General features: G+C 42.4%; 20 protein-coding genes. 12 read left to right on the forward strand and 8 right to left on the reverse strand.

The features are described 5' to 3' along the window. Window positions 1-32: 32 nt before the first annotated feature. From lepB to trpB, 4 genes are all read left to right on the forward strand, one after another. Entirely contained in the window at window positions 33-596 is a 564-nt protein-coding gene (lepB, locus tag AC0VX1_RS05915) for a signal peptidase I (RefSeq protein WP_053534099.1), read from the forward strand. Between the two features lie 188 nt (window positions 597-784). Beyond that, window positions 785-4,285 (forward strand): helicase-exonuclease AddAB subunit AddB, encoded by a 3,501-nt coding sequence (addB, locus tag AC0VX1_RS05920; protein ID WP_413022338.1) that lies wholly within the window; start codon window positions 785-787, stop codon window positions 4,283-4,285. Then, window positions 4,278-8,012: a helicase-exonuclease AddAB subunit AddA gene (gene addA / locus AC0VX1_RS05925; protein WP_475470355.1), complete on the forward strand. Its 3,735-nt coding sequence runs from the start codon at window positions 4,278-4,280 to the stop codon at window positions 8,010-8,012. The genes addB and addA overlap by 8 nt, the downstream gene beginning before the upstream one ends. A gap of 129 nt (window positions 8,013-8,141) precedes the next feature. Next, window positions 8,142-9,305: a tryptophan synthase subunit beta gene (gene trpB / locus AC0VX1_RS05930; protein WP_475470357.1), complete on the forward strand. Its 1,164-nt coding sequence runs from the start codon at window positions 8,142-8,144 to the stop codon at window positions 9,303-9,305. Window positions 9,306-9,350: 45 nt separating this feature from the next. Here trpB and AC0VX1_RS05935 read toward each other — a convergent pair whose 3' ends face one another. From AC0VX1_RS05935 to AC0VX1_RS05960, 6 genes are all read right to left on the reverse strand, one after another. Continuing rightward, the gene (locus AC0VX1_RS05935) at window positions 9,351-9,569 is read right to left on the reverse strand and encodes a spore germination protein (RefSeq protein WP_095392665.1); all 219 of its coding nucleotides are present in this window, start codon (window positions 9,567-9,569) and stop codon (window positions 9,351-9,353) included. Window positions 9,570-9,590: 21 nt separating this feature from the next. Then, the gene (locus tag AC0VX1_RS05940) at window positions 9,591-9,998 is read right to left on the reverse strand and encodes a spore germination protein GerPE (protein WP_413009424.1); all 408 of its coding nucleotides are present in this window, start codon (window positions 9,996-9,998) and stop codon (window positions 9,591-9,593) included. A 5-nt stretch (window positions 9,999-10,003) separates the two neighbouring features. Beyond that, entirely contained in the window at window positions 10,004-10,183 is a 180-nt protein-coding gene (locus AC0VX1_RS05945) for a spore gernimation protein GerPD (protein WP_268564337.1), read from the reverse strand. Then, window positions 10,173-10,784, reverse strand: a complete 612-nt coding sequence (gene gerPC, locus AC0VX1_RS05950) for a spore germination protein GerPC (protein ID WP_475470360.1) — start codon at window positions 10,782-10,784, stop codon at window positions 10,173-10,175. The genes AC0VX1_RS05945 and gerPC overlap by 11 nt, the downstream gene beginning before the upstream one ends. 76 nt (window positions 10,785-10,860) lie before the next feature. Next, complete coding sequence (locus tag AC0VX1_RS05955) at window positions 10,861-11,067, reverse strand: spore germination protein GerPB (protein WP_268564339.1); 207 nt, start codon at window positions 11,065-11,067, stop codon at window positions 10,861-10,863. Between the two features lie 22 nt (window positions 11,068-11,089). Then, complete coding sequence (locus AC0VX1_RS05960; protein ID WP_106026617.1) at window positions 11,090-11,311, reverse strand: spore germination protein; 222 nt, start codon at window positions 11,309-11,311, stop codon at window positions 11,090-11,092. Between the two features lie 224 nt (window positions 11,312-11,535). Here AC0VX1_RS05960 and AC0VX1_RS05965 point away from each other — a divergent pair, with 224 nt between their 5' ends. The 4 genes from AC0VX1_RS05965 to AC0VX1_RS05980 all read left to right on the forward strand — a co-directional run bounded on the left by AC0VX1_RS05965 (window position 11,536) and on the right by AC0VX1_RS05980 (window position 16,403). Further along, on the forward strand, window positions 11,536-13,128 hold the full coding sequence (locus tag AC0VX1_RS05965) for a long-chain-fatty-acid--CoA ligase (RefSeq protein WP_475470363.1): 1,593 nt from the start codon (window positions 11,536-11,538) through the stop codon (window positions 13,126-13,128). 303 nt (window positions 13,129-13,431) lie between these two features. Continuing rightward, window positions 13,432-14,706 carry an MFS transporter gene (locus AC0VX1_RS05970; protein WP_413009426.1) on the forward strand — a complete coding sequence of 425 codons (1,275 nt, stop codon included), beginning with the start codon at window positions 13,432-13,434 and terminating at the stop codon, window positions 14,704-14,706. Between the two features lie 40 nt (window positions 14,707-14,746). After that, complete coding sequence (locus AC0VX1_RS05975) at window positions 14,747-15,928, forward strand: DUF418 domain-containing protein (protein ID WP_475470365.1); 1,182 nt, start codon at window positions 14,747-14,749, stop codon at window positions 15,926-15,928. Window positions 15,929-16,061: 133 nt separating this feature from the next. Continuing rightward, window positions 16,062-16,403: a YisL family protein gene (locus AC0VX1_RS05980; RefSeq protein WP_048686864.1), complete on the forward strand. Its 342-nt coding sequence runs from the start codon at window positions 16,062-16,064 to the stop codon at window positions 16,401-16,403. Window positions 16,404-16,460: 57 nt separating this feature from the next. Here AC0VX1_RS05980 and AC0VX1_RS05985 read toward each other — a convergent pair whose 3' ends face one another. Then, window positions 16,461-17,027 carry a DUF2777 domain-containing protein gene (locus tag AC0VX1_RS05985; protein ID WP_020018810.1) on the reverse strand — a complete coding sequence of 189 codons (567 nt, stop codon included), beginning with the start codon at window positions 17,025-17,027 and terminating at the stop codon, window positions 16,461-16,463. A gap of 284 nt (window positions 17,028-17,311) precedes the next feature. Between AC0VX1_RS05985 and asnB the strand changes: the two genes are divergently transcribed. Continuing rightward, window positions 17,312-19,159, forward strand: coding sequence for an asparagine synthase (glutamine-hydrolyzing) (asnB, locus tag AC0VX1_RS05990; protein WP_278089168.1), 1,848 nt, complete (start codon window positions 17,312-17,314; stop codon window positions 19,157-19,159). A 45-nt stretch (window positions 19,160-19,204) separates the two neighbouring features. On the opposite strand, the gene AC0VX1_RS05995 is transcribed toward asnB, so the two are convergent. Beyond that, on the reverse strand, window positions 19,205-20,956 hold the full coding sequence (locus tag AC0VX1_RS05995; protein WP_475470368.1) for a glycoside hydrolase family 13 protein: 1,752 nt from the start codon (window positions 20,954-20,956) through the stop codon (window positions 19,205-19,207). A gap of 361 nt (window positions 20,957-21,317) precedes the next feature. Here AC0VX1_RS05995 and AC0VX1_RS06000 point away from each other — a divergent pair, with 361 nt between their 5' ends. The 3 genes from AC0VX1_RS06000 (at window position 21,318) to AC0VX1_RS06010 (ending at window position 25,989) form a co-directional block, all read left to right on the forward strand. Then, on the forward strand, window positions 21,318-22,574 hold the full coding sequence (locus AC0VX1_RS06000) for an extracellular solute-binding protein (RefSeq protein WP_475470370.1): 1,257 nt from the start codon (window positions 21,318-21,320) through the stop codon (window positions 22,572-22,574). 150 nt (window positions 22,575-22,724) lie between these two features. After that, a complete protein-coding gene (locus AC0VX1_RS06005) occupies window positions 22,725-24,260 on the forward strand; it encodes an alpha-amylase family glycosyl hydrolase (RefSeq protein ID WP_475470372.1) in 1,536 nt (511 codons plus the stop codon). 79 nt (window positions 24,261-24,339) lie between these two features. Continuing rightward, a complete protein-coding gene (locus tag AC0VX1_RS06010; RefSeq protein WP_096339829.1) occupies window positions 24,340-25,989 on the forward strand; it encodes a glycoside hydrolase family 13 protein in 1,650 nt (549 codons plus the stop codon). The last annotated feature ends 264 nt before the right edge of the window (window positions 25,990-26,253 follow it).

Genomic DNA, 26,253 nt, shown 5'->3' on the forward strand with positions numbered 1-26,253 from the left:
TTAATATATAAATGCAGTAGGGGTTGAACTAGATGGAAAAAACAAACAAGAATTCTTTATCCGATTGGATAAAACCAGCGATGATAGCTTTTGTTATTTACATCTTAATCCGTACATTTCTCTTTTCAAGCTATGATGTTGAAGGAAAGTCGATGCAGCCGACCCTTGAAGATGGAAATAAACTTGTCGTGAATAAAATCAATTACCAGATTCATGATATCAACCGTTTTGACATTATTGTTTTTCATGCGAATTCACAAGAAGATTATGTTAAGCGGGTTATAGGGGTTGCAGGTGACCGTATTCGTTATAAAGATGATTGGCTTTACGTAAATGGTAAGAAAGTGGATGAGCCTTATCTTGAGAAATTCAAGGAAGGTTTCCCAGGACAGGATTTTACAGGTGATTTTACATTAAAAGAATTGACGGATATGACCAAAGTTCCGGAGGGCAAACTTTTTGTCATGGGTGATAATCGTCTTGAAAGTGCTGACAGCCGTCACTTTGGTTATATACCGGTAGAAAATGTTGTCGGTAAAGTGGATGTTCGATATTGGCCGGTCAATGATTTCAATTTTAAGTTTACAGGTGAGTGATTGTGGAAGCCCGAGTAAGATGCGGGCTTTTTCTTTTGGGGGAAACGCGAACGTACGATTGGTGTTTTTTTAAGGGAAACGGTAAAATAATAGAAAGTAAATCTAATTGGAAACAGAAACCTAGTCATAAAGACGAAAGTATTTCTGGTATGATGGATCTAGATATTATGTTGTAAGGGGGAAAAGAGATGTCACTCCGTTTTTTACTGGGAAGATCGGGTACAGGGAAAACTTCGAATATATTGGACGAAATCCGCTCTAAATTGGCAGAAGATCCCGAAGGAAGTCCAATTATCTACCTCGTTCCTGATCAGATGACGTTTCTATCTGAATATAAATTAATTAAAACACCAGGACTTGCCGGAATGATCCGGACACAGGTTTTCAGTTTTAGCAGGCTTGCTTGGCGCGTTCTTCAGGAAACCGGGGGGATGAGCCGGCTGCATCTTGACAGTGTTGGCGTTAATATGCTGATACGGAAGATCATGGATGATAAAAAGGAAGAGTTAAAGATGTTCAGTCGATCTGCTGATAAGCAGGGGTTCATTGCACAGATGGAGCTAATGCTGGCTGAGTTCAAGCAGTATTGCATCCAACCTGATGACATTCAAAACTATTTGGCTGAAACCTCACAGGCCGGCAGCGGCATTCAGGATAAACTGCATGATCTTGAATTGGTCTATCAGGCTTTTGAGGATGAAATGGTCAATAAATATTTAGACTCCGAAGATTATTTCACTTTGCTGATCGAAAAAATGTCAGAGTCTTCATATATAAGGAATGCGGATATATATATCGATGGTTTTTATAGCTTGACTCCACAGGAATTATTGATTGTTGAAGAAATGATGAAGCTGTGCAGGAGTGTAACGATCTCGCTGACGTTAGATCAGCCCTACAGGCAATATGCTCCGGATGATTTGCAATTGTTCAGGCAAACGGGAAACCTTTATCATCACCTATATCAGGCTGGATTGAGGAATGGCATACCGATTTCAGAAGATCGAATCTTAAAAAGATCGGAAAGGTTTGGAAAGAGTCCGGGGCTGAATCATCTGGAAACTTATTTTTCCATTCGTCCTGCACGAACGTTTGAGCAGCAGTCACCTGATGTAACGATCGCCCAGGCAGTTAACCGCAGAGCTGAGATTGAAGGAGTTGCCCGGGATATCTTGTCGCTGGTCAGACAGAAACAGCACCGTTTCCGTGATATTGCGATTTTAGTCCGTAACGGGGAAGCATACGCAGATATTTTACAAACCGTTTTTCGGGATTATCAAATTCCCTTGTTCGTCGATTCCAAACGGACGATGCTGAATCATCCTCTGATTGAACTGATTCGTTCGACTTTGGAGATCATCAATGGCTATTGGCGTTATGAACCGGTATTTCGTGCAATCAAGACGGAGCTTCTATTTCCGTTGCAAAAAAACCACGACCGGATGCGTGAACAGGTAGATAAGCTGGAAAACTATGTGCTGGCCCGCGGCATTAAAGGAAGCGGGTGGACGTCCAAAGATCGTTGGACCTACCGGCGCTTCCGCGGTCTGGAACTCGAGGACCGGAACCAAACGGATAGGGAAATGATGCTTGAGCAAGAGTTGAATGAAATGAAGCAATTATTTACCGAGCCCATCTTGAGGCTCTCAAAACGGGCTAAAAAGGCTGCTAATGGCAGGGAATTGTGTGAAGCCCTTTATCTATATCTTGAAGAATTGCATATACCGGAAAAATTGGAAAAGCTGAAACTGGAGGCAGAAGAAGCAGGTGATTTGGTATCGGCAAGAGAGCATGAGCAAACATGGAATGCGGTTGTCGACCTATTGGACCAATTCGTTGAACTGCTGAGCGGGGAAGAGCTTTCCATGAAACAGTTTGCGGTAATCATTGAAGCTGGTTTGGAGTCTCTTGAATTTTCTTTGGTACCGCCGGCAATTGACCAAGTATTAGTCGCTAATCTAGATTTATCCCGCCTGGATGATGTGAAGACAGCTTTTGTTATCGGATTGAACGAAGGGGTTCTGCCGGGAAAAGCAGTATCTGACGGGATATTTTCAGATAGTGATCGTGATGTGCTGCTGGCTGGTGGACTTGATGTTGCCCCAAGTTCGAAAGTGCGCCTGCTGGATGAGGAGTTCACAGCGTACAAAGCATTCACTACGCCTGCCGAGGCCCTTTATTTATCATATCCGCTTGCCGATGAGGAAGGGAAGGCGCTTTTGCCTTCATCCTATTTGAAACGGGTAAGGGACGTATTGCCTAATGTTTCCGATGTGTATTATATGAACGATCCGTCCGATCTGTCTGCAGAGGAACAGGTGAAATATGCAGCGAATCATGATGTGGCCCTTTCGTACCTGGCTGCCCAATTGCAGCTGAAGAAAAGGAACTATCCAATCCATTCACTATGGTGGGATGTATATAATTCCATTATTGATGATGAAATGGCCGGTCCTTCAGCAACTAAGGTTTTATCGAGCCTTTTTTATCAAAATAGGACAAAGAAATTAACTGAGGAAACAAGTAAGCAATTATACGGTGAGAGCATTCTTACGAGTGTATCCAGGATGGAAATGTTCAATAGCTGCCCGTTTTCCCATTATGCGGCTCATGGCTTGAAATTGAGGGAAAGGCAGATTTTCCGTTTGGATGCCCCGGATATAGGCGAGATGTTCCATGGAGCGTTGAAAATGATTTCCGATTACTTGAAGGAACATGATATTCCTTGGTCTACATTGACCCCGGAACAATGCTTGGAGCTGGCCAGAATTGCTGTGGAGAGACTTGCTCCTAAACTCCAAAATCAGATTTTGTTAAGTACGAACCGCCATCACTATTTACGCAGGAAACTCGAACACGTGATTGGACGTGCCTCGATCGTATTAAGTGAACATGCAAAGGCGAGCGGTTTTGCTCCGATCGGATTAGAACTTGGATTCGGAAAAAATGGCGAGCTGCCGCCACTTTCTTTCACATTGAAAAACGGTACGAAGATGGAATTGATCGGGCGGATCGACCGCGTGGATAAAGCGGAAGAAGATGAGGGTGTCTATTTGCGTGTGCTCGATTATAAGTCGAGTGAAAAGGAACTGAACATGAGTGAAGTATATTATGGACTAGCGCTGCAAATGTTGACATACCTAGATATCGTTGTCACCCATTCCAAGTCGCTGATTGGAAAAGAAGCGATTCCAGCCGGAGTTTTGTATTTTCATGTGCATAATCCCGTTGTCAAATCAAAGGGAATGCTCAGTTTGGATAAAATTGAAGAAGAAATTTATAAAAGCTTTAAAATGAATGGACTTGTACTGGACCATTCAAATGTCATTCAGTTGATGGATACCTCGCTTGATATTGAAAATTCGGGTAAGTCGGATATCATTCCAGCTGGATTTAAAAAGGACGGATCGCTCCTGGCGGCTTCCAAAGTTGCCAGCATGGAGGAGTTTTCCCTTCTGAATCATCATGTGCGCCGTATTTATCAGGAGGCTGGAGATCGAATGGTCGATGGTGATGTGGATATTACTCCATACAAATTAAAGGAAAAAACGCCGTGTACCTTTTGTTCCTTTAAATCTGTATGCCAATTCGACCAGTCACTGGAGGAGAACCAATTCAGGAATTTGGCACAGAAGAAACAAAATGACGTTCTTGAGCTATTAAGGGGAGAGGGGGAGAGCGATGAGTAAAACGAAAATTCCTGCTCTGCCAGGAGACGTGACTTGGACGGAAGATCAATGGAAGGCAATATGGGCTAAAGATCAGGACATCCTGGTTGCGGCCGCTGCGGGTTCAGGGAAAACAGCGGTACTGGTCAATCGGATCATTCAAAAAGTCATTTCAGAAGAAGATCCAATCGATGTTGATGAACTGCTCGTGGTTACATTCACCAATGCCTCGGCTGCCGAAATGCGCCATCGGGTAAGTGAGGCATTAGAAAAAGCGATCGATGATAATCCGCATTCACAGCATTTACGTAAGCAGTTGAGCTTGATTAATCGTGCTTCGATTTCCACACTCCATTCGTTTTGTCTAGAGGTGATCAGGAAGTATTATTATCTGACGGATATCGACCCGGGCTTCCGGATTGCAGATTCAACGGAGATCCAGCTGCTCCGTGATGAAGTGTTGGAAGAGCTTTTCGAGGAGCAGTATGGCCAAAGTGATAACGAAGAGTTCTTTAATTTGGTCGATGCTTTCACAAGCGATCGAAATGATGATGCACTTCAGAATATCGTTCGGTCGCTGCATGATTTTTCGCAATCGAATCCAAACCCGGACCGATGGCTCGATGGTGCCGCCAGCATGTATGAGCTGGCAGATGATGATGAGATTGATGATCTTTCGTTTATCGATTCATTGAAGTTCGATATTGGTTTACAATTGGACACGGCCAGGGATTTATTGGAACGCTCGCTTGCGTTGACAAAAACCCCTGGGGGGCCGGCTCCAAGGGCTGAGAACTATCTAGCCGATCTTGCGCTGGTTGCTAAACTTTCGGAAGTGAAGGACCAATCCTGGAATGCACTTTATGAGGAAATCCAAAACGTGAAATTCGGGACGGCAAAACGCCTTACCGGTGCAGATTTTATCAAGGAAATGGCTGATGAGGCTACCAAGTACCGGGATAAGGCCAAGAAGATCATCAAATCGTTACAGGAAGAGTTATTTTCCCGGAAACCGGAAAGCTACCTGCGGGATATAAGGGAGCTTAAGGGTTATGTCGATACACTTGTAATGCTTGTTAAACGGTTTGACGAAAGATTCTTTGCTGCAAAAGCAGAAAAGAACTTGGTGGATTTTGCCGATTTGGAACATTATTGTCTTCAAATTTTGACAGGGGAAACGGTGGATGGTGAACGAAAACCTTCGGCGGCAGCCATCGAATACAGGAACCAGTTCAAAGAGGTACTAGTGGATGAATACCAGGACACGAACCTGGTTCAGGAATCGATCTTAAAATTGGTGACGGTTGACGGAGAATATGAGGGGAATCTTTTCATGGTAGGCGATGTCAAGCAGTCCATTTACCGGTTCAGGCTTGCAGAACCGAATCTCTTCCTTGGAAAATACACACGATTTACCCATGATGGTGTTGATTCCGGACTGAAAATTGATTTAAACCGCAATTTCCGGAGCCGAAAGGAAGTTCTTGATGGGACCAATTTCTTGTTTCAACAGTTGATGGGCATTACAGTCGGTGAGATTGATTATGATGAAGATGCCCAATTGAAAAAAGGTGCCCCATATCCCGAAGACGATCCATACCCGATCGAACTCCATTTAATTGATGGAGCAGCCGATCCTGAAGCTCATTCGGAAATGGAAGGATATGATGGCGGATTTGAGGCCGAGGAGCTTGAAAAAGCGCAGCTCGAAGCAAGGCAGATGGCCAAGCTCATTAAAAAGGCTATAAGCGAAAAGCATCGGATATATGATACGAAAACCAAAAGGTACCGATCTGCCACTTATCGGGACATGGTCATTCTTCTTCGTTCAATGCCATGGGCACCGCAAATCATGGAGGAATTTAAAAAGCAGGGAATTCCAGTATATGCTAATTTATCCACGGGGTATTTTGAAGCGACCGAAGTGGCCATCATGATTTCCTTATTGAAGGTGATTGATAATCCGCAACAGGATATCCCATTGGCTTCCGTTCTCCGTTCACCTATCGTCGGGTTGGATGAAGAAGAGATGTCAAAGGTGCGTTTATTCCATACAGGAAGCTATTACGAAGCACTAGCTGATTTTTACAGAAAGAGTGACCCTGAAGAACATCCGGGGCTTTATGAAAAAGCCTCTGCATTTTATAAAAAACTTGTGAAGTGGCGGAAGCTTGCCAGGCAGGAGGCATTATCAGATCTAATCTGGCTCCTATACCGCGAAACGCAGTTTTATGATTTTGCAGGTGGGATGCCGGGCGGCAAACAGCGTCAGGCCAATTTACGAGCGCTGTATGACAGGGCAAGGCAATATGAAGCAAGTTCTTTCCGCGGTCTGTTCCGTTTCTTGCGGTTCATAGAAAGGATGCAAGAACGTGGAGATGATTTAGGGGCAGCTCGGGCTTTAGGGGAACAGGAAGATGTAGTCCGGCTGATGACAATTCACTCGTCAAAGGGGCTTGAGTTCCCGATCGTGTTCATTGCCGGTCTTTCCAAGCAATTCAATATGATGGATTTACGAAAGTCCTATTTACTGGATAAAGATTATGGCTTTGCGGCAAAGTACGTGAATTCCGAATTACGGATAACTTATCCATCCCTCCCTCAATTGGCTTTTAAGAAAAAAAAGCAGCTTGAATTAATTGCCGAGGAGATGCGTGTCCTCTACGTGGCGCTAACAAGGGCTAAGGAAAAGCTTTATTTGATTGCCAGTATCAATGATGCAGAAAAAACGCAGCAGAACTGGGAAAGTAATGCGGCACATGGAGATTGGCTATTGAAGGACTATGTACGGGCAGGTGCAAAATGTTATCTTGATTGGATTGGTCCATCCCTTGTCCGACATCGGGATTCTCTTGGTGCTGCAGGTCTTGGCCTGGAAATGGAGTCGCATCCATCGAATTGGTCCATTTCCGTCATTCCAAGTGAAGAGCTTGCTGTTCTGGATGAGGAAGAGGCACTGGTTCAAGAGCAAATGCTTGAACATGTCCAGAAATCGGAGAAGGTCGGCATCGTTTCCGAGTTTTATGATGATATCAAGGAACAGCTGGAATGGGAGTACCCCGAGCATGAGGCGACGGTGTATCGTTCCAAGCAATCCGTTTCTGAATTAAAACGTCAATATGAACTCAAGGACGAGCAAAGCTCCACAGAGCTGTTGCGTAAATTTAAGCGGCCTATCACGAAGCGGCCGACTTTCATGCAAGAAAAGTCACTGACTCCTGCTGAAAGGGGTACGATTACACATTTAGTCATGCAGCATATTGATCTATCTAAAGAGATTACCATTCAATCGATTCAGCAACTGATCATTGATCTGATTCAACGTGAGCTGTTGACGGAGGAACAGAAAGAAGCTGTGGATCCGGAGACGATTGTCGATTTCTTCGATAGTGAAATCGGCCAAAGAATGCAGAGGGCCGAAAGCATTCGCCGTGAAGTGCCATTTACGATGTCGCTGCCTGCAAAGGAAGCTTACAGCGATTGGACAGCTGGAGATGAAGAAGTCCTTATCCAAGGGGTGATTGATTGTATCTTTGAGGATGAACAAGGTCTTGTGCTTCTCGACTATAAAACGGATACGATCACCGGCCGTTTTGCAAGCGGGTACGAAGGGGCTAAAGGGATTCTTGCCGATCGATACCAGATGCAGCTTCAGCTTTATACGAGGGCTGTTGAGGGAATAATGAATAAGAAGGTAACCGGCCGTTACTTGTTTTTCTTTGACGGCTCGCATTTATTGGAAGTATAAGAGAGAAGGAGTGTCCCATTGATGTGGGACGCTTCTTTTCGGTTGAATAAACAGAATAGTTTGAAAAGGTGTGAATGCTTACTATATACTAGTGGAGAAAAATACCTTTTTAAAGGAGTAGAGAAGAGTATGACGAGTGAGATCAAGAGCAAGGGATACTTTGGTGAGTTCGGTGGAAGCTTTATACCGGGTGAACTTCAGGAAGTTATGGATATTTTAGAAACGGAATTCCTGAAATATAAGGATGACCCGGAATTCATTGAGGAGTTCCGATATTATCTGAAAGAATATGTCGGACGCGAAAACCCGTTAACACTTGCAAAGAATTTAACGGAAAAGGTTGGCGGGGCAAAAATATACTTGAAGCGTGAAGATCTGAATCATACAGGTGCTCATAAAATTAATAATGCGATCGGACAAATCCTGCTCGCTAAACGAAGGGGTGCTAAACGCATCATCGCAGAAACAGGAGCAGGACAGCATGGTGTGGCGACTGCGACAGCATGTGCGATGTTTGGCATGGAGTGTGTGATCTATATGGGTAAGCTGGATACGGAGAGGCAGGCATTGAATGTCTTTCGGATGGAATTGCTGGGGGCAAAAGTCGTAGCTGTCGAAAAGGGACAGGGTCGATTGAAGGATGCTGTTGATGAGGCATTGAATGACTTGGTGCAAAACTATGAAAATACTTTTTACTTGCTTGGTTCAGCAGTGGGGCCACACCCATATCCAACGATCGTTAAACATTTCCAATCAATCATAAGTGAAGAATCAAAACGCCAAATCCTTGAAAAGGAAGGAAAACTGCCAACTGCCATCATTGCTTGTGCAGGAGGGGGAAGTAATGCGATCGGTGCTTTTGCTCATTATCTCGATGAAGAAAATGTCCGTTTAATTGGTGTAGAACCGATTGAAGCCCCAAGTATTTCGCAAGGTGTCCCGGCAGTATTGCATGGATTCAAAAGTTTGACGTTAGTCGATGAACAAGGAGAACCAAAACCGACATTCTCTATAGCTGCAGGTTTGGATTACCCGAGTGTGGGGCCCGAGCATAGTTTTTTGAAAGAAAGCGGACGAGCGGAGTATGTGACGGTAAAAGGGGGAGAAGCTCTTGAGGCTTTTCAGGTATTATCCAAAACAGAGGGAATCATTCCGGCTCTCGAAAGCTCACATGCCCTAGCTCACGCCATGAAGCTCGCTAAAGAGTTAACAAGGGATGATATACTGATCGTTAATTTATCAGGCAGGGGAGACAAAGATGTCGAGCAAGTATTCAACATGTTAGAAAAATAGGCCGAAATTAAAAGCCTCCCTGGAGATGGGAGGCTTTTTCTATGACTAATTATTCCCCGTAATGGGCTGGTCGACCCCATTGACATCAAGGACATTGCTACCGTTCAGGCCATTGGCCGTGAAGGTGATTGCAGCTGTGTTCCCTGATCCGGATCCGTAAACGGATTTGGAGGAAGACTTAGGGGAAATGACGGCGCAATCACCGAATAACAGGTTTCCTTGCGCGACATTAAATACTTGAACTGGGCCGATAATGGCGGGCATATGAACCCCTCCTTTAATAGTTTAAGTGTTGTTGGTTGAATCCTCGATTGGCGTCTCTTCGTTTTTTTTAGGAACCTCCCGAATATGTTTAACTCTTGATTCCATACGCGCATGGCCTACGTTCCCCACACCCACCACAGATGAGGATGATATCCCGATTATATTGATATTGCCGACCCGTATGAAGGGATTCGGATTTGAAAAACTCGATATTACGGGTTCATTCAATCTCGGGATATAAAGTGGTTTCTTAAAAATGTCATAGTCATTGAAATGAATATCGACTGAAGCAAAAGTTTCACTTTTCTTCTGAACGGCTATAGCAAGGGCATTTCCATCTATATATGAAGTATCCCCGATTTGCAGGGCGGAGCTGAATGATACCGTGTCGGATACTATAGATTTTACTTTTGATATTCTAGAAAACATGTTATTTATCCTTCTGGAGAAAGCGGCACGAATGGCCCGATGATCAGGGATTCCGGCGGGGTATCGAATGCAGAAGAAAGTTGGACCGTTTGGACATCCCCAATTAGAAATAAAGCAGAGCTTGCTACACCGGTAATTTTAATATCACCTACACAAAGCTGGTGATTGATTACATTAAACTCCATTTGGATTTCCTCCTGTCTCGGCTTGTGAATGGGTAATGAATTGGAATAATGCAGTTTGAATATCGGATTTTACCTTCTCCCTGATCTTTTCCTTGATATTCTCCCTTTGCTGCGGTGCACGTTCCGCATAAGAGAGATTATCGAAATACATATTGATACGTTGATGAAGCTGGCGTTCGACGTCCTGCTTAATGAAGTCATGATATGAGGGTTCCAATGATGTTTTCAGTTGGTTTTCAGCATCGTTGATCATATTTTCCAAGTCTGAAAGTATATCATTGTGAATTTCCTGGACGACGATTTCCCTGCCTGGAAATAGGTTTGGTGCAGGTTGAACGGGTTGGTTGTTGACGGCAAATTCATCAATGTTGTTAAGGTCATTGGGATTTAAACCGATATTCAATGTTCCATCTAAAGATTCGACCTTTAACTGATCGAATTTATATTCAATTTTATCTACATGGATTGGCGGTTTATTTTTCAGCTCGGCAAGTTCATCTGTCAGGCGTTTGAGTTCGTGTTCAAGTTTCATGATCCGTTTATCCTGGGCTTCAAGAAAACGCTGCATTTGTATGGAATACGAATATAAATCCTGATTCACGATTCAACACCTCACCTTCATAAAAAGATAAATTCATATATGACAGTATATGAAAAAGTTGGATATGGGTGAATGCCTAAGAAGGTGTAAATGGGACGAAACTGGTTAATGGGACTACATCAGCTTCGATTTCAGGAGCAGGCTCAGTGAATCCACCGGTATTGGCTAATGTGGAATATGGTTTAATCACCCCGGCACTTCCTATTTGAAAAACGGATGAATTGGAGATGCTTTCAATTTTTATCATATTGATTTGTATGGTCTGGTGAATATTGAAGATCATACTGACTCCTTTCTTAAAAACATTAGAGATTTAAGACCAGTGGCTGATCAACACCATCTGTATCATTTGTATTTGTGGTGCTATAGGCATTATAAAGGGATATGGATTCACCCGTATTAAACGAGCCAGCACCTGCAAACGTTTTTGAAGTGGCATATGGACTAATTTTAAAGACGTCGCCAATATGGACAATTCCACTGCTACCGACGTTGATGACTTGAACGACTCCTACGATGGCCGGCAAGAAAATCACCCTTTTTTTATTCTGGTTTTCCCCATGTATCTCAGGCAATGAGCCTATCACTGAAGGGAGTTTCACTGTATTGTATGTTGGCTCATGATTGATGTGATTCATCTGCCTATTAATATATTGTTATATAACAACGGCTGATATTATTGGAATGTTGGTAACAGATATGGTAATATAATGCTAATTCAGAATTTTCAAATAAAGATAGAGGTGAGGAAATGAATGTACCATTAGTATTATCGCATTTCTTAGATCGAGCAGCCTTACTATATGGAGATAAGAAAGCCATCATTGGAGATGACAAGGTTTTAACATACTTAGAGCTGAATGGCCGTGTAAACCAGCTTTCAAATGGTTTAAGGGATATCGGTGTCAAAAAGGGTGATAAGGTGGCATATTTGGCACCTAACTCAATTGAAATGCTTGAAGGCTTTTATGGGGTATTTCAACTTGGTGCTGTAATCGTACCCTTGAATATCCGCTTGAAGCCTGCCGATTATGTATTCATTTTAAACCATAGCGAGTCAAAGGTCCTTTTCGTGGATCAGGAATTGTATCATCTAATTTCCCCTGTCAAAGATGAACTTGAATCGGTGGAGCACATAATCGTTCATTATAAGGATGAAGAGATAAATGAAACCGATTACAGCCATTGGCTGGAACGTTATGATAACAAGTGTTTTAACCGGGAGTCAGTGGATGAAAATGATGTTTCGAGCCTTCTTTATACGAGCGGGACCACAGGAAATCCCAAAGGGGTGATGCTGACTCACCGCAACAACTATTTACATGCCCTGGGTGCGATGCATCATTTCAGGGTCAATGACCGCGATACATATTTGCACGTACTGCCGATGTTCCACGTGAATGGGTGGGGGGCGCCATTTTATTATACGGCAAATGGTGCCACTCAAGTTTGTTTGAGGAAAACCAGCCCAGAAATGATATTTGATGCACTGCAAAAGCATAAGGTTTCCATCATGCATATGGCACCGACGGTTCTGAATTCACTGTTCCAATATTATGAGCGGAATGTCCCGAATATCGAGCAGGATATCCGAATCGTCGTTGCAGGCTCCGCTCCGCCTCCTGCATTCGTTACAAGGGTGGAAAAAGAGTTAGGCTGGGAGTTCATTCAAATTTACGGAATGACAGAATCAACACCTGTCAGTCTGATATCGCTGATTCGTTCTGAATTCGATGATCTTCCGGAAAAAGAAAAATACAGAATGAAGGCGAAAGCCGGATATCCCATAATAGGCAGTGAGGTAAAGGTTATCCATGAAGATGGTGAGGAAGTGGCCCATGATGGCGTGGATATCGGGGAGCTCATCGTCCGCAGTCATGGAGTGATGTTAGGTTATTGGAAAAATGAAGAAGCGACCAGCCAGACACTGATAAATGGATGGCTGCATACAGGGGATATGGCCACAATCGATGAAAACGGGAATGTGGATATAGTAGATCGCAAAAAGGATATAATCATTAGTGGCGGAGAAAATATCTCTTCAATAGAAGTGGAAGGAGTACTCTACGAACATCCGGAAATTCTTGAAGCGGCAGTCATTGCCGTTCCGCATGAAAAGTGGGGAGAGACACCGCATGCCTTCATCGTGCCAAAAATGGGCGTGGAATTAACGGTGGATGATATAAAGGCCTTCACACGGGAAAAATTAGCTCATTTTAAATCAGTCACCAGTGTGTCGTTCGTCGATGAGCTTCCAAAAACGGCATCGGGGAAAATACAAAAAATCCATCTCCGTAATGATTATTGGGAATCTAAGGGGAAAACAGGCAGATTCGTTAATTGAAGCTCGCTAACGCTGTTCAGAAATGAACAGCATTTTTTTGTTGCCGTTTAAATTCGGTTTCATATGGAGCTATGCAGATATCGATCCTGATGAAAGGAGGATCGAGGTGGACACTGATATGTAAGCCGCTAATTCAAGCCATTGTTGGATAAGGGAAGGTCAATCAGGAACACTGGAATTTGTTTTGAAAAAAAGCTTCTTGTTTAACGATAAAGTGTTACTATTATAAAATATTTCAAATTATTATAATTTTTCTTTTTTCATTATGTTGATTTTAACAGTTTTGGATTGTGGGGGAGATCATTGAAACGTATTCATTATAGCTGGGTCATTTTAATCATAACATTCTTCTCGATTATTGTAGCCGGAATCGTTAGGTCATCATCGGGAGTATTCATCGTACCATTTGAAAATGAGTTCGGGTGGGACCGGTCCGTCATTTCTTTAGCCTTTGCCATAAGTCTTTTTCTTTATGGATTATCGGGTCCATTCATGGCCGCCCTAATTGAAGTGCTTGGATTGAAGAAAATGATGGTATCGGCCATGTCCACTTTATTGGCAGGGATACTCCTCACTTTTTTCATGCAGCATGAGTGGCAGCTCATTTTAATTTGGGGAATTATCATTGGATTGGGTTCTGGAGTGTTTTTAACGGTATTGAGCCCATATGTGGCAAATCGTTGGTTCGAGAAGAGGCGGGGGCTGGCGGTCGGGATACTGACGGCAAGTACGGCCACGGGCCAGCTCATTTTGCTTCCGGTTTTAGCCATCATCATTGAGAATTATTCATGGAGATGGGCGATTGGATTAATTTTGTTCCTTAGCTTGATCATGCTGGCAATCATCCTTTTATTCATGAAAAACAATCCGAAGGAAGTCGGGACTCTTCCATATGGATTGGAAGAGGAAAAGCAGGAGACTGTTACAGTCCAAAATAAGAATCCCATCGCCATGGCTTTTCAGTCGTTGATTGAAGCAGTGAGAGTGAAGGAATTCTGGTTATTGGCAGGTAGCTTTTTTATATGCGGACTTTCAACGAGCGGGTTGATCGGGACACATTTCATTTCTTACTGCATTAGTTTTGGTTTACCGGTTGTGACGGCAGCATCTCTGCTATCTTTCATGGGAATCTTTGATTTGATTGGTACGACTGTATCCGGATGGCTATCAGATCGTTTTGATAACCGTTGGCTGTTGTTTTGGTATTACGCTCTAAGGGGTGCTTCCCTCGTATTACTTCCTTTTGCATTAAATGAAGGTTCTATCGGTCTATTGATTATCTTTTCCGTTTTCTATGGCTTGGATTGGATAGCGACCGTTCCTCCGACCATAAGCATTTCAAGGCAAGTATTTGGCATGGAGAAAAGCGGGATCGTATACGGGTGGATATTCGCGGCCCATCAGGTGGGTGCAGCAGTGGCGGCGTACGGTGGAGGGCTTATCTTCAAAATATTCAACTCCTATACATGGGCATTCTTCCTTGCAGGAATCTTTTGCTTATTGGGCAGCTTGTTTGTCATACTGATAAAAAAGCACAAAGCGGTCACGAAAGTTAAAGGTGATGCAATGGAGATATAGAAAAGATGTTAAATCTGTATGAATGAAAGAGGGTGTACCTATGAAGGGCGCAATGGTACCATTGCAGGAAAGTAAACGGATCGTAAGCATCGATATTTTACGTGGATTAGCCATTTTAGGGATATTTTTAGTGAATATGCCTTCTTTCCACTCCCCGCTCTTGTACATAGATGGTGCCGAGCGGTGGGCAGGAGGATGGGATGGGATTTTGTACAGATTCAGTGATATAGTCGCACAGGCCAGCTTTTATCCGTTATTTGCCTTTCTGTTCGGTTTCGGGGCAATCATTTTGGCAGTAAGGAGTGAAGAAAAGGGTATTTCATTTCCGTTACTATATATGAAAAGGCTAAGTTTCCTGCTGATACTGGGCTGTATTCATGCTTTCTTCATCTGGCATGGGGACATCCTCATTAATTATGCTGTATTTGGGTTTGCACTTTTGTTTTTTTATAAGATGAAGGGCCGGAATTTAATTCTGCTTGGCTCGGTTTGTTATGTCCTGCCTTTTGCAATATTGGGTTCTCTATTTCTTATAATGGGCACTTTTGATAGTGAAGGGATGGCGATTACGACTGATTCGGCGATGATGAAACAGTCTTTGGAAGTTTATCAATCTGGTACATATACGGAACTGATGAGTCAAAGGGCGTTGGATTGGTATATGGTGAACAACCCATTAAATGCCATTATCCTTTTTTTATCGATTTTTCCGTTTTTTTTAATGGGAGCAGGCGTGGCAAAACAGGGCTTTCTCCAAAATCCAACCCAATATAAACGACAATTGAAAGCGATATCGATCGTAAGCTTGCTATTGGGCATGTCAATTAAGATGCTGCCATATGTGACGGTATACCATTTTGGAACGATATTCGTCCAGGATTATTTGGGAGGACCGTTACTTACGATTTTTTATATCACGGCAATCACGCTTTTGGCGGAACGGGCAGGGGCTTCCCGCCTGTTACATCCGCTATCGTATATCGGAAGGATGTCGATGAGCAATTACTTGTTCCAATCGATGGTATGTACGGGCATTTTTTATTCATATGGCCTTGGTTTATATGGATCAGTCTCATATACGACAGGATTTGTTTTTCTAATAGCCCTGTTTTGCCTGCAAATCCTGCTTTCCTTATTGTGGATGGGCCTTTATGAATACGGACCGGTTGAATATATATGGCGTTTTTTTACGTATGGTAAAAAGCCGGTCATGCGCAGGTAGGGACCAGTTAAGAAGAAATGTAAATGATGTTCATTAAATTGTTGGTTTTACCCATTCAGGTGGATACTTAGCTTTGTTTTTTTGTAAAAGCCTATGATATGATGAAATGGAAACTGAACGAGGGGGCAAAAAAATGACACATATGCATATTACAGCTTGGGTTATCGGAATCATTCTTTTCTTTGTCACATATTCGATGCTTAAAGGTGCAAACCCGAAAGCGAAAATGCTACATATGATAACACGGTTGTTCTATCTATTGATTTTCCTTACTGGCGGCATGCTGATCACTGATTTTGGTGCTTACGCAGTAAAAATGATTGTTGGAATCATCGTGATTGCGGCGATGGAAATGGTGCTGGTCCGTACGAAAAAAAGAAAAAGCACAGGTGCCATGTGGATATTGTTCATCGTAGCGCTTGTATTCGTCCTTTATTTAGGACTTTCACTGCCACAAGGAATGGACTTTTTTTAATACAGAATTAAAGACGGGTAAATGAGGAAATCTCATTTACCCGTTTTCTTTTACCCGTTATTGTGAATTCACTTTCTCAATGACGATCCTTTTTCCGGTGTTCAGGGTGAATTCAAAACGATCATGATCCTTTTTCCCGTAAGAAAAATGGTGCTGAACGAGACAAATTTGGCTCTCGTTATCAAAGGTGAAGAAATTCACGCCGGACTGGTTTGGGACGGCCCTTAAAAAAGTGAGCTGGTTATAGCTATATATACAATCATAAATAGAAAAATCAAGTGAATTCAATGTCGTTACAAATTGGAAAAAGGAATCATCGTTCAATTCTTCCAATAAACGTTCAAAAGAGTAGAGCAGTTTTTTGCGTATCCGAATGGGCTCATTTTCCCTTAAGAAGGTGATTTCCCGATGAAGCAGGATCTTTCCCTCTTCCTCAATTACTCCTTGCTGCCAGCGCCCGCCCCTGTACACTTCGATGATGCTGTCAACGTGGTCTTCAATGGAGCAGGCCTCATCTGTTTCATCATCGAAAAAAATCCATTGTTGATTGATATTTTCCACTGTTCCTTCGGTAAAAGCTCTTGTTTGCCTATTCATTAACTTAGTTCGTTGTTGCTGACTCATACATCTACCTCCAATAGTGGAATCCTCACCTACTTTTTAGTCAAAATCCAATGAAAATATAACTGTATATTTTAAAATATTATGGACAAATAACCATCTTTCCGTCTTTGCATAGGCTATGTTTAACACGGGATGCTTTGCTCAACAATTCATTAACGACGCCGGGCGTTGTTGGCAGGTGGCCCTACGGAATGATGCTGAGCGATACTTAGGGACTGTAAATCTTTTTAAGACAGGGAGCCAATATATTTTTGATAGTCCGGATAGAAAGGATGAAGTGTAAAATGTGTGGGATAACAGGCTGGGTGCATTTTCAAAAAGATTTACGGACAAAAACGAAAACGCTGGAAAACATGACAAAAACGTTGGCAAAGCGGGGGCCTGACGAAGATAATGTTTGGAGCGAAGCCCATGTTGCCTTTGGTCATAAACGGTTAACGGTTGTCGATGCGGAAGGCGGAAAACAGCCGATGACGAAAAATCATGAAAACGGCAGATATACGCTTTGTTATAATGGTGAGCTATATAACACCGAGGATATTCGTAAACAGCTATTATTAAAAGGATATTCCTTTAACGGTCATTCTGATACAGAAGTTTTGCTAACTTCTTATATAGAATGGAAAGAAAAATGCATTGACTTGTTCAATGGGATTTTTGCGTTTGCGATTTGGGATGAAAAGGAACAGAAATTATTCGTCGGAAGAGATCGAATGGGGGTAAAACCATTCTTTTATGCGGAAAGGGACGGCGGGTTCATTTTCGGATCGGAGCTGAAGGCGATTCTGGCCCATCCGGATGTTAAAACGGAGATTGACCGCGAAGGGTTGTCTGAAGTTTTTGGTGTTGGTCCATCCCGGAAGCCAGGTTCAGGCGTATTTCATGATATCCAGGAATTAAGGCCCGCCCATGCGCTTACTTTATCAAGGAAAGGCCTCCGGATTTGGAGATATTGGAATGTGAAAAGCGAAGAACATCGGGATACGCTTGATGAGACGGCCGAGAGGGTTCGCTTCCTTGTTGAAGATGCAGTGACGCGGCAACTTGTATCTGATGTTCCGCTTTGTACCTTCTTATCAGGAGGGCTTGACTCAAGCGCAATTACGGCCATTGCTGCAAATGCCTATCAAAAAGAAGGGAAAGGCCAGCTTCATACGTATTCCATTGATTATGAGGATAATGAGCGTTATTTCAAGGCAAATGATTTTCAGCCAAACTCCGATGGGTATTGGATTAAAAAGATGTCGGATAGTTTTAACACGGTTCACCATTCATCGGTCATCTCTCAAGAGCAGCTGACAAATTATTTAACGGAAGCTGTCCTTGTAAGGGACCTCCCAGGCATGGCGGATGTCGATTCTTCTTTACTTTGGTTTTGTAAGGAAATCAAGCGGGATTTTGTCGTAGGCCTGTCCGGCGAATGTGCGGACGAAATTTTTGGAGGTTATCCTTGGTTTCACCGTGAGGATGATTTGAATCGTGCTGGTTTTCCATGGATGAGATCTACGGATGAGCGGGTATCTTTATTGAAAACGGGATGGCGCGAGAAATTGAAGCTGGAGGAATATGCCCAGGAAGCTTATTTGGCCACCCTTGCCGAAACGCCTAAATTGGAAGGGGAAAGCGGTATAGCGGCAAAGCGGAGAGAGCTTTTCTATGTGAATTTATTATGGTTCATGACGACGCTCCTTGACCGGAAGGATCGGATGAGTATGGGGGCAAGTCTAGAGGTGCGCGTGCCATTTGCCGATCATCGCCTTGTTGAATATGCATGGAACATTCCTTGGGAAATGAAAATGGAAGGCAACCGTGAAAAGGGTATTCTTAGGAAGGCTTTGGAGGGGCTATTACCGGATGAAGTATTGTATCGTAAAAAAAGTCCATATCCCAAAACCCATAACCCTATATATACAGACCGGGTGCAGGCGTGGTTGAAAGACTTACTGACGGATAATAATTCGATCCTGCATGAATTTTTCGATAAACAGAAGCTAACCGATATAGTAGATTCCAAGGGTGCGGCTTTTAAAGTGCCATGGTTCGGCCAATTGATGTCAGGGCCACAATTGCTCGCGCATTTGGCACAGACCCATGTATGGTTCAAAGAATATGATATCCAAATAATCGAGTGAAAAAAAACGGGGCGGATGATTATCAACGCCCCGTTTCCATTTGCCTCAATGATTGATTGCGAGAATTTTATATTGATAACCATCCAATTCAAATTTGCCAACTTGTGTGGTTTCCTTCGTCCTTAAATCCGTTAGTGTACGTCCTTTCAAATCAACAGGAAGGGTAATGGATTGCTTGACATCGGTCGGATTGATGAGGATCACGACAGAACGTTTTTCATTATACTTTTGGTAAGCCACGATATTTTCGTTTCCGGCTGTATCAAGGAATTTGAACTCCCCGTCATTGGCAAGTAACCGTTCTTCTTTTCGCAAGTGGATCAATGCCTTAATTTCATTGAGTAGCTCGGTGTTTTGTTTTTCTTCTTCCCAGACCATGCATTTTCGGCATCCTGGATCCATGCCGCCGGTTAAGCCGATTTCATCTCCATAATAAATACAAGGGCTGCCATTGAATGTCAGCAGGATTGCGTGAATGAGCTTGGCCCTAGCTAGATCTTCCCCGCAATCCGTGAAAATCCGCGGTGTATCATGGCTTCCAAGAAGGTTGAATGTCACGTCAAAAACATTGGTTGGATAACTGTGATAGATGGCTGTCATTTCTTCAGTGAACTCGCGTGCATTGATGGTTTGTGAGGCGACCAGGCGAAAGACTTGGTTGGTGAAAGGGTAATTCATGACGGCATCGAACTGATCGCCGCGAAGCCATGGCATGGAGTCATGCCAAATTTCCCCAAGGATATAAAGGTCAGGCTTTATATTTTTCACCGTTGTTCGAAATTCACGCCAGAATGGCTGATCGACTTCATTTGCGACATCGAGCCGCCAGGCGTCTATATCGAACTCCTTGATCCAATAAGCCGAGACTTCGAGCAGATATTCTTTCACCTCCGGATTTGCCGTATTCAATTTTGGCATCGATTCAAAGAAACCGAATGTTTCATAATTGGGCCTTTCCCCTCCCTTAAGAGGGAAGCTGTGAGGGTGGAACCAATCCTTATATTTCGATTTCTCTCCTTTTTCGAGTAAATCCTGGAAAGGGGGGAAATAGTAGCCGCTATGGTTAAAAACGGCATCCAGCATGACCCGTATATTCCGTTTATGGCATTCGGCTATTAGTGTTTTCAATGTTTCCTTCGTTCCGAATTGCGGATCGATACTCCGATAATCAATCGTATCGTATTTATGATTGGAGTAGGCATGGAAGATTGGCGTGAAATAAATTCCGTTGATGCCGAGATTCTCAAGGTAATCCAAATGTTCAATGATTCCTTCGAAGTCCCCGCCAAAAAAATTATCCACCGCCGGTTCTTCACTTCCCCAGGGTTTCACACCTTCGGGGTCGTTGGCGGGGTTTCCATTCGCGAATCGTTCAGGAAAAATTTGGTACCAAATTGTATCTTTGACCCATTCCGGTGCCCCGAAAACTTCATTTTGATGGAGATAGGGAATCGCAAAATAGCATCCGGGATCTCGGGGAGGCTCTTTGAAGAAGCCCTTTTCCGTGTAAATGGAGCATTCTTCTTCTGCCGATACCTTGAACCCATATCGAATTCTTCGGTAAGGAGGCTTCACATAGATATGCCAATAATCATAACGGGTATCGCTGCCCGACAGACTCATGGGAAGTTCCTCGTACTGCCATTGACCATTATTTGAAATGTAAGGATCCCCAAAAATCAATCCAACTGAGGAGATATCTTGTTTTTTCGTACGTAAGCGGATATGTAGGGTTTCAGTGTTGATAGGATAGCCGTAATTGTCATTAGGTCTATGGTGTATGGATGAAAATTCCATGAAAACCACTCCGATTCTATAAGTTTTGGGACTGTGAAAAAGGAAACTTCCGGCTGTTACGAGGAGGGTCTCTATGAAGTGGTACTAAGCCAGGTAAAGTGCTTTTTCATTTTGGTTATATACCCAATTTCAATTGAAAGAAGCACTTATTAACTAAAAAATAACAAAAATTGTTCATCACTACAAGGAAATAAATACGCCAAGGAAAATGTTGTAAAAATCAAAGCCGTTCATATAATGATAACAATAGCTTTGGTATCGCTTTCATCAATTGGCTTTATTTGAAGTACTGAACTGAAAAACAGTATTATTTGGTGCTTTTGGACATGATAGAATAAACATTGCAAAAAGGAGAATGAAAGTGAAGAAGCTGATTTTTCATTTGTTCATGTCCATATTATTGATTGTTAGTGTAAGTGCTTGCGGATCCAGTTCAGATTTAGAAAATAAAAATAAAGCAGTGAAAGAAGATAAGAAAAAAGAAGACGAAGCCAGCAATGAAGCGAAGCCGGAAAAATTGATCATTTGGGAGGAAGAGGGTAAAGCGGAGGCCCTAAAGCCGGTGATTGAAGCCTTTGAAAAAGAATATGGAATCAAAGTTGAGCATGAAGAGGTTGAAATGACTACCGGGATGTATGAACGACTTCGTCGAGATGGGCCAATCGGAAATGGAAAGGCACCGGATGTCGTAACTTTTTCCCATGAAAAGGTCGGGCAAATCGTGAAGGAAGGCTTAATTCAGGAAGTGAAGGTGAAAGATGAGGTATTGAATGCATTCATTGAACCTTCAATTAGGGGGGAGATGTATCAAGATAAGGTTTTTGGATTGCCAAAGTCCGTAACCACCTCCGTCTTCATTTATAATAAAAAATTAATGGCTAAGGCTCCTGAGACGATGAATGACCTTTATAAAATGACGAAGGAATTAAGAAAGCGTAACTTGTATGGTTACTATGCCAAGTGGAATGATTTCCATGATTCGTATGGAGTAATGGCTGGAATGGGAGGTTATATATTTAAAGATAAGAATGGAAAGTTAGACCCTTCCGACATTGGTTTGAATAATAAGGGTTCCATAAAAGGGGCTGGGTACATCCAAAAATGGTATAGGGCGGGTTTGATTCCCAAAGGCGGCAAGGCAGGAATCGAGAAGTTGTTTTTACAAGGTAAATTGGCTTCTATCATGAGTGACGGGAACTCATTTACCGAGCAAAAGGATACAGGAATTGCCCCCATGCCAGAATTGCCAAATGGTCAGCCAATGAAAACGTTTATGGAAATCAAAGGCTGGCATGTAACAGCATTCACAAAACACCCTTATTGGTCTACGAAGTTAGTTGAATATTTGACTAATGATGATAATGCAATGAAGCGTTTTGATTTAACAGGGGAAATCCCACCTAATAAATCAATTAAACACAATGCCGCAATCAAAGAAAATGAAAGGGCACAAGCCTTAAGCATACAATTACAATACGCCGAACCCGTGCCGAATATTCCGGAAATGAATAAAGTATGGAGACCGATGAATTCAGCCATGGATGAAATGACCACTCAAAAAGCAAAACCAAAAAGGGCTTTGGATAAAGCGGTCAAGAAGATAAAAAAAGAACGTTAACCGTGTTCGGCTCTTTTCCAATTCAGTAACCATAACCAGTATCCCCAGTTTGTCCCTTAAGTGTAAAGTTTTTTATAAATTGGATTTGACGTTAAGGGGTCAAAAGGCTAATCTTAAAGGCGTAAAGAGATAGCTAGGAGGAGAACGGATATGAGAAAAAGAGCGTTATCACTCGCTTTAATTCCGCTGCTTCTTTTTTACGCCATTCCAGTAGGAGCAGCTGAAAAAGAACAACGAACTTGGAAGGATGAAATCGTATATTCATTATTGGTCGACAGATTTTTCGATGGGGATACCCAAAATAATGGAGATGCGAACGTGAATGATCCTTCCACGTTTAATGGCGGGGATTTCGAAGGTGTCACGAAGAAACTGAATTATTTAAAAGATATGGGTTATACCGCTATCATCCTTTCACCGATTTTCGCTAATGATGCAAATGGTTATCATGGCGATTGGGTGGCCGATTTTTATAAAACGGATAAACACTATGGGACAATGGAAGAGTTTAAAAAACTCGTGAATGAGGCACATAAACGCGATATGAAGGTGATCATTGATTTTCAAGCAAATAATGTGGGGCCTGAATCCGCGTGGCTGACCGATCCCAAAAAACAAGATTGGTTCCATGAAGAAAAAAAGATTTCCAAGGACGGTAGCCAAACGGATTTGGAAACAGGGTGGGTTGATGGTCTTCCCGATTTGAATCAAGATAATGAGGAAACAAGGAAATATTTACTTGATGCTGCCAAATGGTGGATAACGGAAACCGATATTGATGGATACCGTATCAATAAAGTCCAATACGTAGCAAAAGATTTTTGGAAGGAATTTGTGAATGCAGTCAAATCTGAAAAATCAAATTTCTATATAATAGGCGATGTTCAAGGTGATGCGAAATTGATCTCAAGCTACAAGGAGACGGGTATCGATGCTTTTATGGCTTATCCGCAGAATGCTGAGCTACGTGAAGCATTTGCTGCGCCCGATAAGGAATTGAAACCTGTTTTTAATGCGTTTGCAAAAAGCGAAGATGAATTAGGGGGCAATGCCCATCAGGCATTGTTCATGGACACACAGGAAATGCCCCGTTTTACAAAGGATGCAGCCGATCATAACGAAAATCCAGGCTCCAGATGGAGAATGGCTCTGTCGTATCTTTATACGATGCCAGGGGTGCCTATCGTATTTTATGGATCGGAAATTGCCTTAAATGGCGATATTGCCCCGGATAATCATAAGTTGATGAATTTTAAGACAGAACAGGAATTGGTGGAATATATAACGAAGCTTTCTGATCTCAGAGACATGTACCCAGCATTGGTAAAAGGGGATATGGAGCGTTTATATGAAGAAGGCGGAGCTTCGGTATTCAAGCGTGTGTATGGTGATGAAACGATCGTCGTCGCCATGAACAATACGACTGAAACTCAAACGATAAACCTTGCTGATAAGGAACTTGAAAGTAATAAAGAGTTGAGAGGTATGCTGAATGGGGATCTGGTCCGCAGTAAGGACAACAGCTACTCTATCGTAATCGACAGGGAGACGACAGAAGTCTATACGCTGTCACCTAAGTCGATTATTAATATTCCTTACCTGTTAGTCATAGGATTGGTTCTTCTCATTTTTGGTATATTCATTGCTTTGGTTATTAAACGTTCAAAACGGAATCAACCAAAATAATCATATACCTCTCGATTGTCGGTAACCGCCAAACATTGTCCCTAAGGCTTTGTGGAAAACAGGATCGGGAGGTTACAGCATGAATAAGACCTGGTGGAAAGAAGCGGTTTGCTATCAAATTTACCCGCGCAGTTTCATGGATAGTAATGGTGATGGGGTCGGAGACATAAAAGGTTTGATTTCAAAGCTCGACTATCTGCAGGAATTAGGGATAGATGTCATTTGGATTTGTCCTTTTTATAAATCGCCCAATGCAGATAATGGCTATGATATTAGTGATTATCAAGCAGTTTCCGATGAATTCGGTTCTATCGAAGATATTGATCTGTTATTGAAAGATGTTCATGGGCGTGGGATGAAGGTGATCCTCGACCTTGTTTTGAATCATACAAGTGATGAGCACCCCTGGTTCGTCGAATCAAGTTCTTCCCGCGATAATCCGAAACGGGATTGGTATATTTGGAGGGATGGTCAGGATGGCCGTGAGCCTAATAATTGGGAAAGCATCTTTTCCGGAAGTGCCTGGAAATTCGATGAAAGGACCAATCAATACTATTTACATCTATTTGCCGAAAAGCAGCCGGACTTAAACTGGAAAAACACTGATGTGCGAAAGGCATTATATGAAATGGTCAATTGGTGGCTCGATAAGGGAATCGATGGCTTCCGGATTGATGCGATCACGCATATTCATAAGCGTGAAGGCCTTCCTGATATGCCCAATCCTTATTGGCATCAGTATGTACCTGCTTTTGAAATGCATACGAATCAGGACGGGATTCTGGATTACCTTCAGGAGTTGAAAGAAGAGACTTTCTCTAAGTATGATATCATGACGGTCGGTGAGGCCAATGGCGTCAGGATAGAGCAGGCGGAAGAATGGGTCGGGGAATCGAATGGGAAGTTCAATATGATCTTTCAATTTGAACATCTTGGTCTATGGAATAGGGGACAGAATCACGCTGTTGATGTTCAAGGGTTAAAGCGAACGATGACGAAATGGCAAAAGGGGCTGAAAAACAAAGGATGGAATGCTTTGTTTTTTGAAAATCATGACCAGCCGAGAAGTGTATCCACCTGGGGAAATGATCATCAATATTGGTTGGAAAGCGCAAAAATGATTGGGGCCCTTTACTTTTTCATGCAAGGGACACCTTTTATTTATCAAGGTCAGGAAATTGGCATGACAAATGTCCAATTTGATTCGATTGATGATTATGATGATGTCGGAATGAAAAACTTTTATAGGATAGAGACCTCGAAGGGGCGGCCTCATGATGAGATCATGAACATTATATGGCATAGCGGCCGTGATAATTCACGAACACCGATGCAATGGAATGATCTTGAAAATGGCGGATTCACTCATGGAACCCCTTGGATGAGGGTTAATCCAAATTATCGCGCCATTAATGTAGAACAGCAGAAAAATGACCCGTCATCCATTTATCATTTTTATAAAAAGATGATTGAACTTCGAAAAAAACATCAGGTCCTTGTTTATGGGGAATATGAGTTATTATGGGAAGATCATCCTGAACTTTATATTTATACAAGAAATATGAATGAAAATTCAGTCATGGTAGTATGTAACTTTAGTATGAATCACCATCAAATCGACCTTTCTTATTGGGGGGAAATGGAACTCTTGCTGGCTAATTATGAGGATTGTCCTGAGGTGCCCCTTATTGATTTACGTCCATATGAAACGAGGATTTATCGTTATTGATTCTATGGACTTGATTGGAAATTAGCTTAAAACCTATGTAGTTAGTCGTCTGACTTCTTAATTTCCAATAGACTGTCGTTTTTCAAGAAGCTGATCATCCATCAGCTTCTTTTTGGATTTTAAACTTAGGTTAAAAAACGGAAAAGTGAGTATTTTCTGAAAAATTAAACAAACATTAAAAAAAGTATGGATATAACTATTGAACTGAGTGTATTATGAATACATACAAAATGTATAAATATAAAATTAATATTAGAGAAGTGT

The sequence above is a fragment of the Peribacillus sp. QJM3NY_7 genome, from assembly GCF_056173225.1.

Bases quoted from the DNA above. Each gene is read 5' to 3' on its own strand.
- lepB (WP_053534099.1), top strand. From the start codon at position 33: ATGGAAAAAACAAACAAGAATTCTTTATCCGATTGGATAAAACCAGCG.
- addB (WP_413022338.1), top strand. From the start codon at position 785: ATGTCACTCCGTTTTTTACTGGGAAGATCGGGTACAGGGAAAACTTCG.
- addA (WP_475470355.1), top strand. From the start codon at position 4,278: ATGAGTAAAACGAAAATTCCTGCTCTGCCAGGAGACGTGACTTGGACG.
- trpB (WP_475470357.1), top strand. From the start codon at position 8,142: ATGACGAGTGAGATCAAGAGCAAGGGATACTTTGGTGAGTTCGGTGGA.
- AC0VX1_RS05935 (WP_095392665.1), bottom strand. From the start codon at position 9,569: ATGCCCGCCATTATCGGCCCAGTTCAAGTATTTAATGTCGCGCAAGGA.
- AC0VX1_RS05940 (WP_413009424.1), bottom strand. From the start codon at position 9,998: ATGTTTTCTAGAATATCAAAAGTAAAATCTATAGTATCCGACACGGTA.
- AC0VX1_RS05945 (WP_268564337.1), bottom strand. From the start codon at position 10,183: ATGGAGTTTAATGTAATCAATCACCAGCTTTGTGTAGGTGATATTAAA.
- AC0VX1_RS05955 (WP_268564339.1), bottom strand. From the start codon at position 11,067: ATGATCTTCAATATTCACCAGACCATACAAATCAATATGATAAAAATT.
- AC0VX1_RS05965 (WP_475470363.1), top strand. From the start codon at position 11,536: ATGAATGTACCATTAGTATTATCGCATTTCTTAGATCGAGCAGCCTTA.
- AC0VX1_RS05975 (WP_475470365.1), top strand. From the start codon at position 14,747: ATGAAGGGCGCAATGGTACCATTGCAGGAAAGTAAACGGATCGTAAGC.
- AC0VX1_RS05980 (WP_048686864.1), top strand. From the start codon at position 16,062: ATGACACATATGCATATTACAGCTTGGGTTATCGGAATCATTCTTTTC.
- AC0VX1_RS05985 (WP_020018810.1), bottom strand. From the start codon at position 17,027: ATGAGTCAGCAACAACGAACTAAGTTAATGAATAGGCAAACAAGAGCT.
- asnB (WP_278089168.1), top strand. From the start codon at position 17,312: ATGTGTGGGATAACAGGCTGGGTGCATTTTCAAAAAGATTTACGGACA.
- AC0VX1_RS05995 (WP_475470368.1), bottom strand. From the start codon at position 20,956: ATGGAATTTTCATCCATACACCATAGACCTAATGACAATTACGGCTAT.
- AC0VX1_RS06005 (WP_475470372.1), top strand. From the start codon at position 22,725: ATGAGAAAAAGAGCGTTATCACTCGCTTTAATTCCGCTGCTTCTTTTT.
- AC0VX1_RS06010 (WP_096339829.1), top strand. From the start codon at position 24,340: ATGAATAAGACCTGGTGGAAAGAAGCGGTTTGCTATCAAATTTACCCG.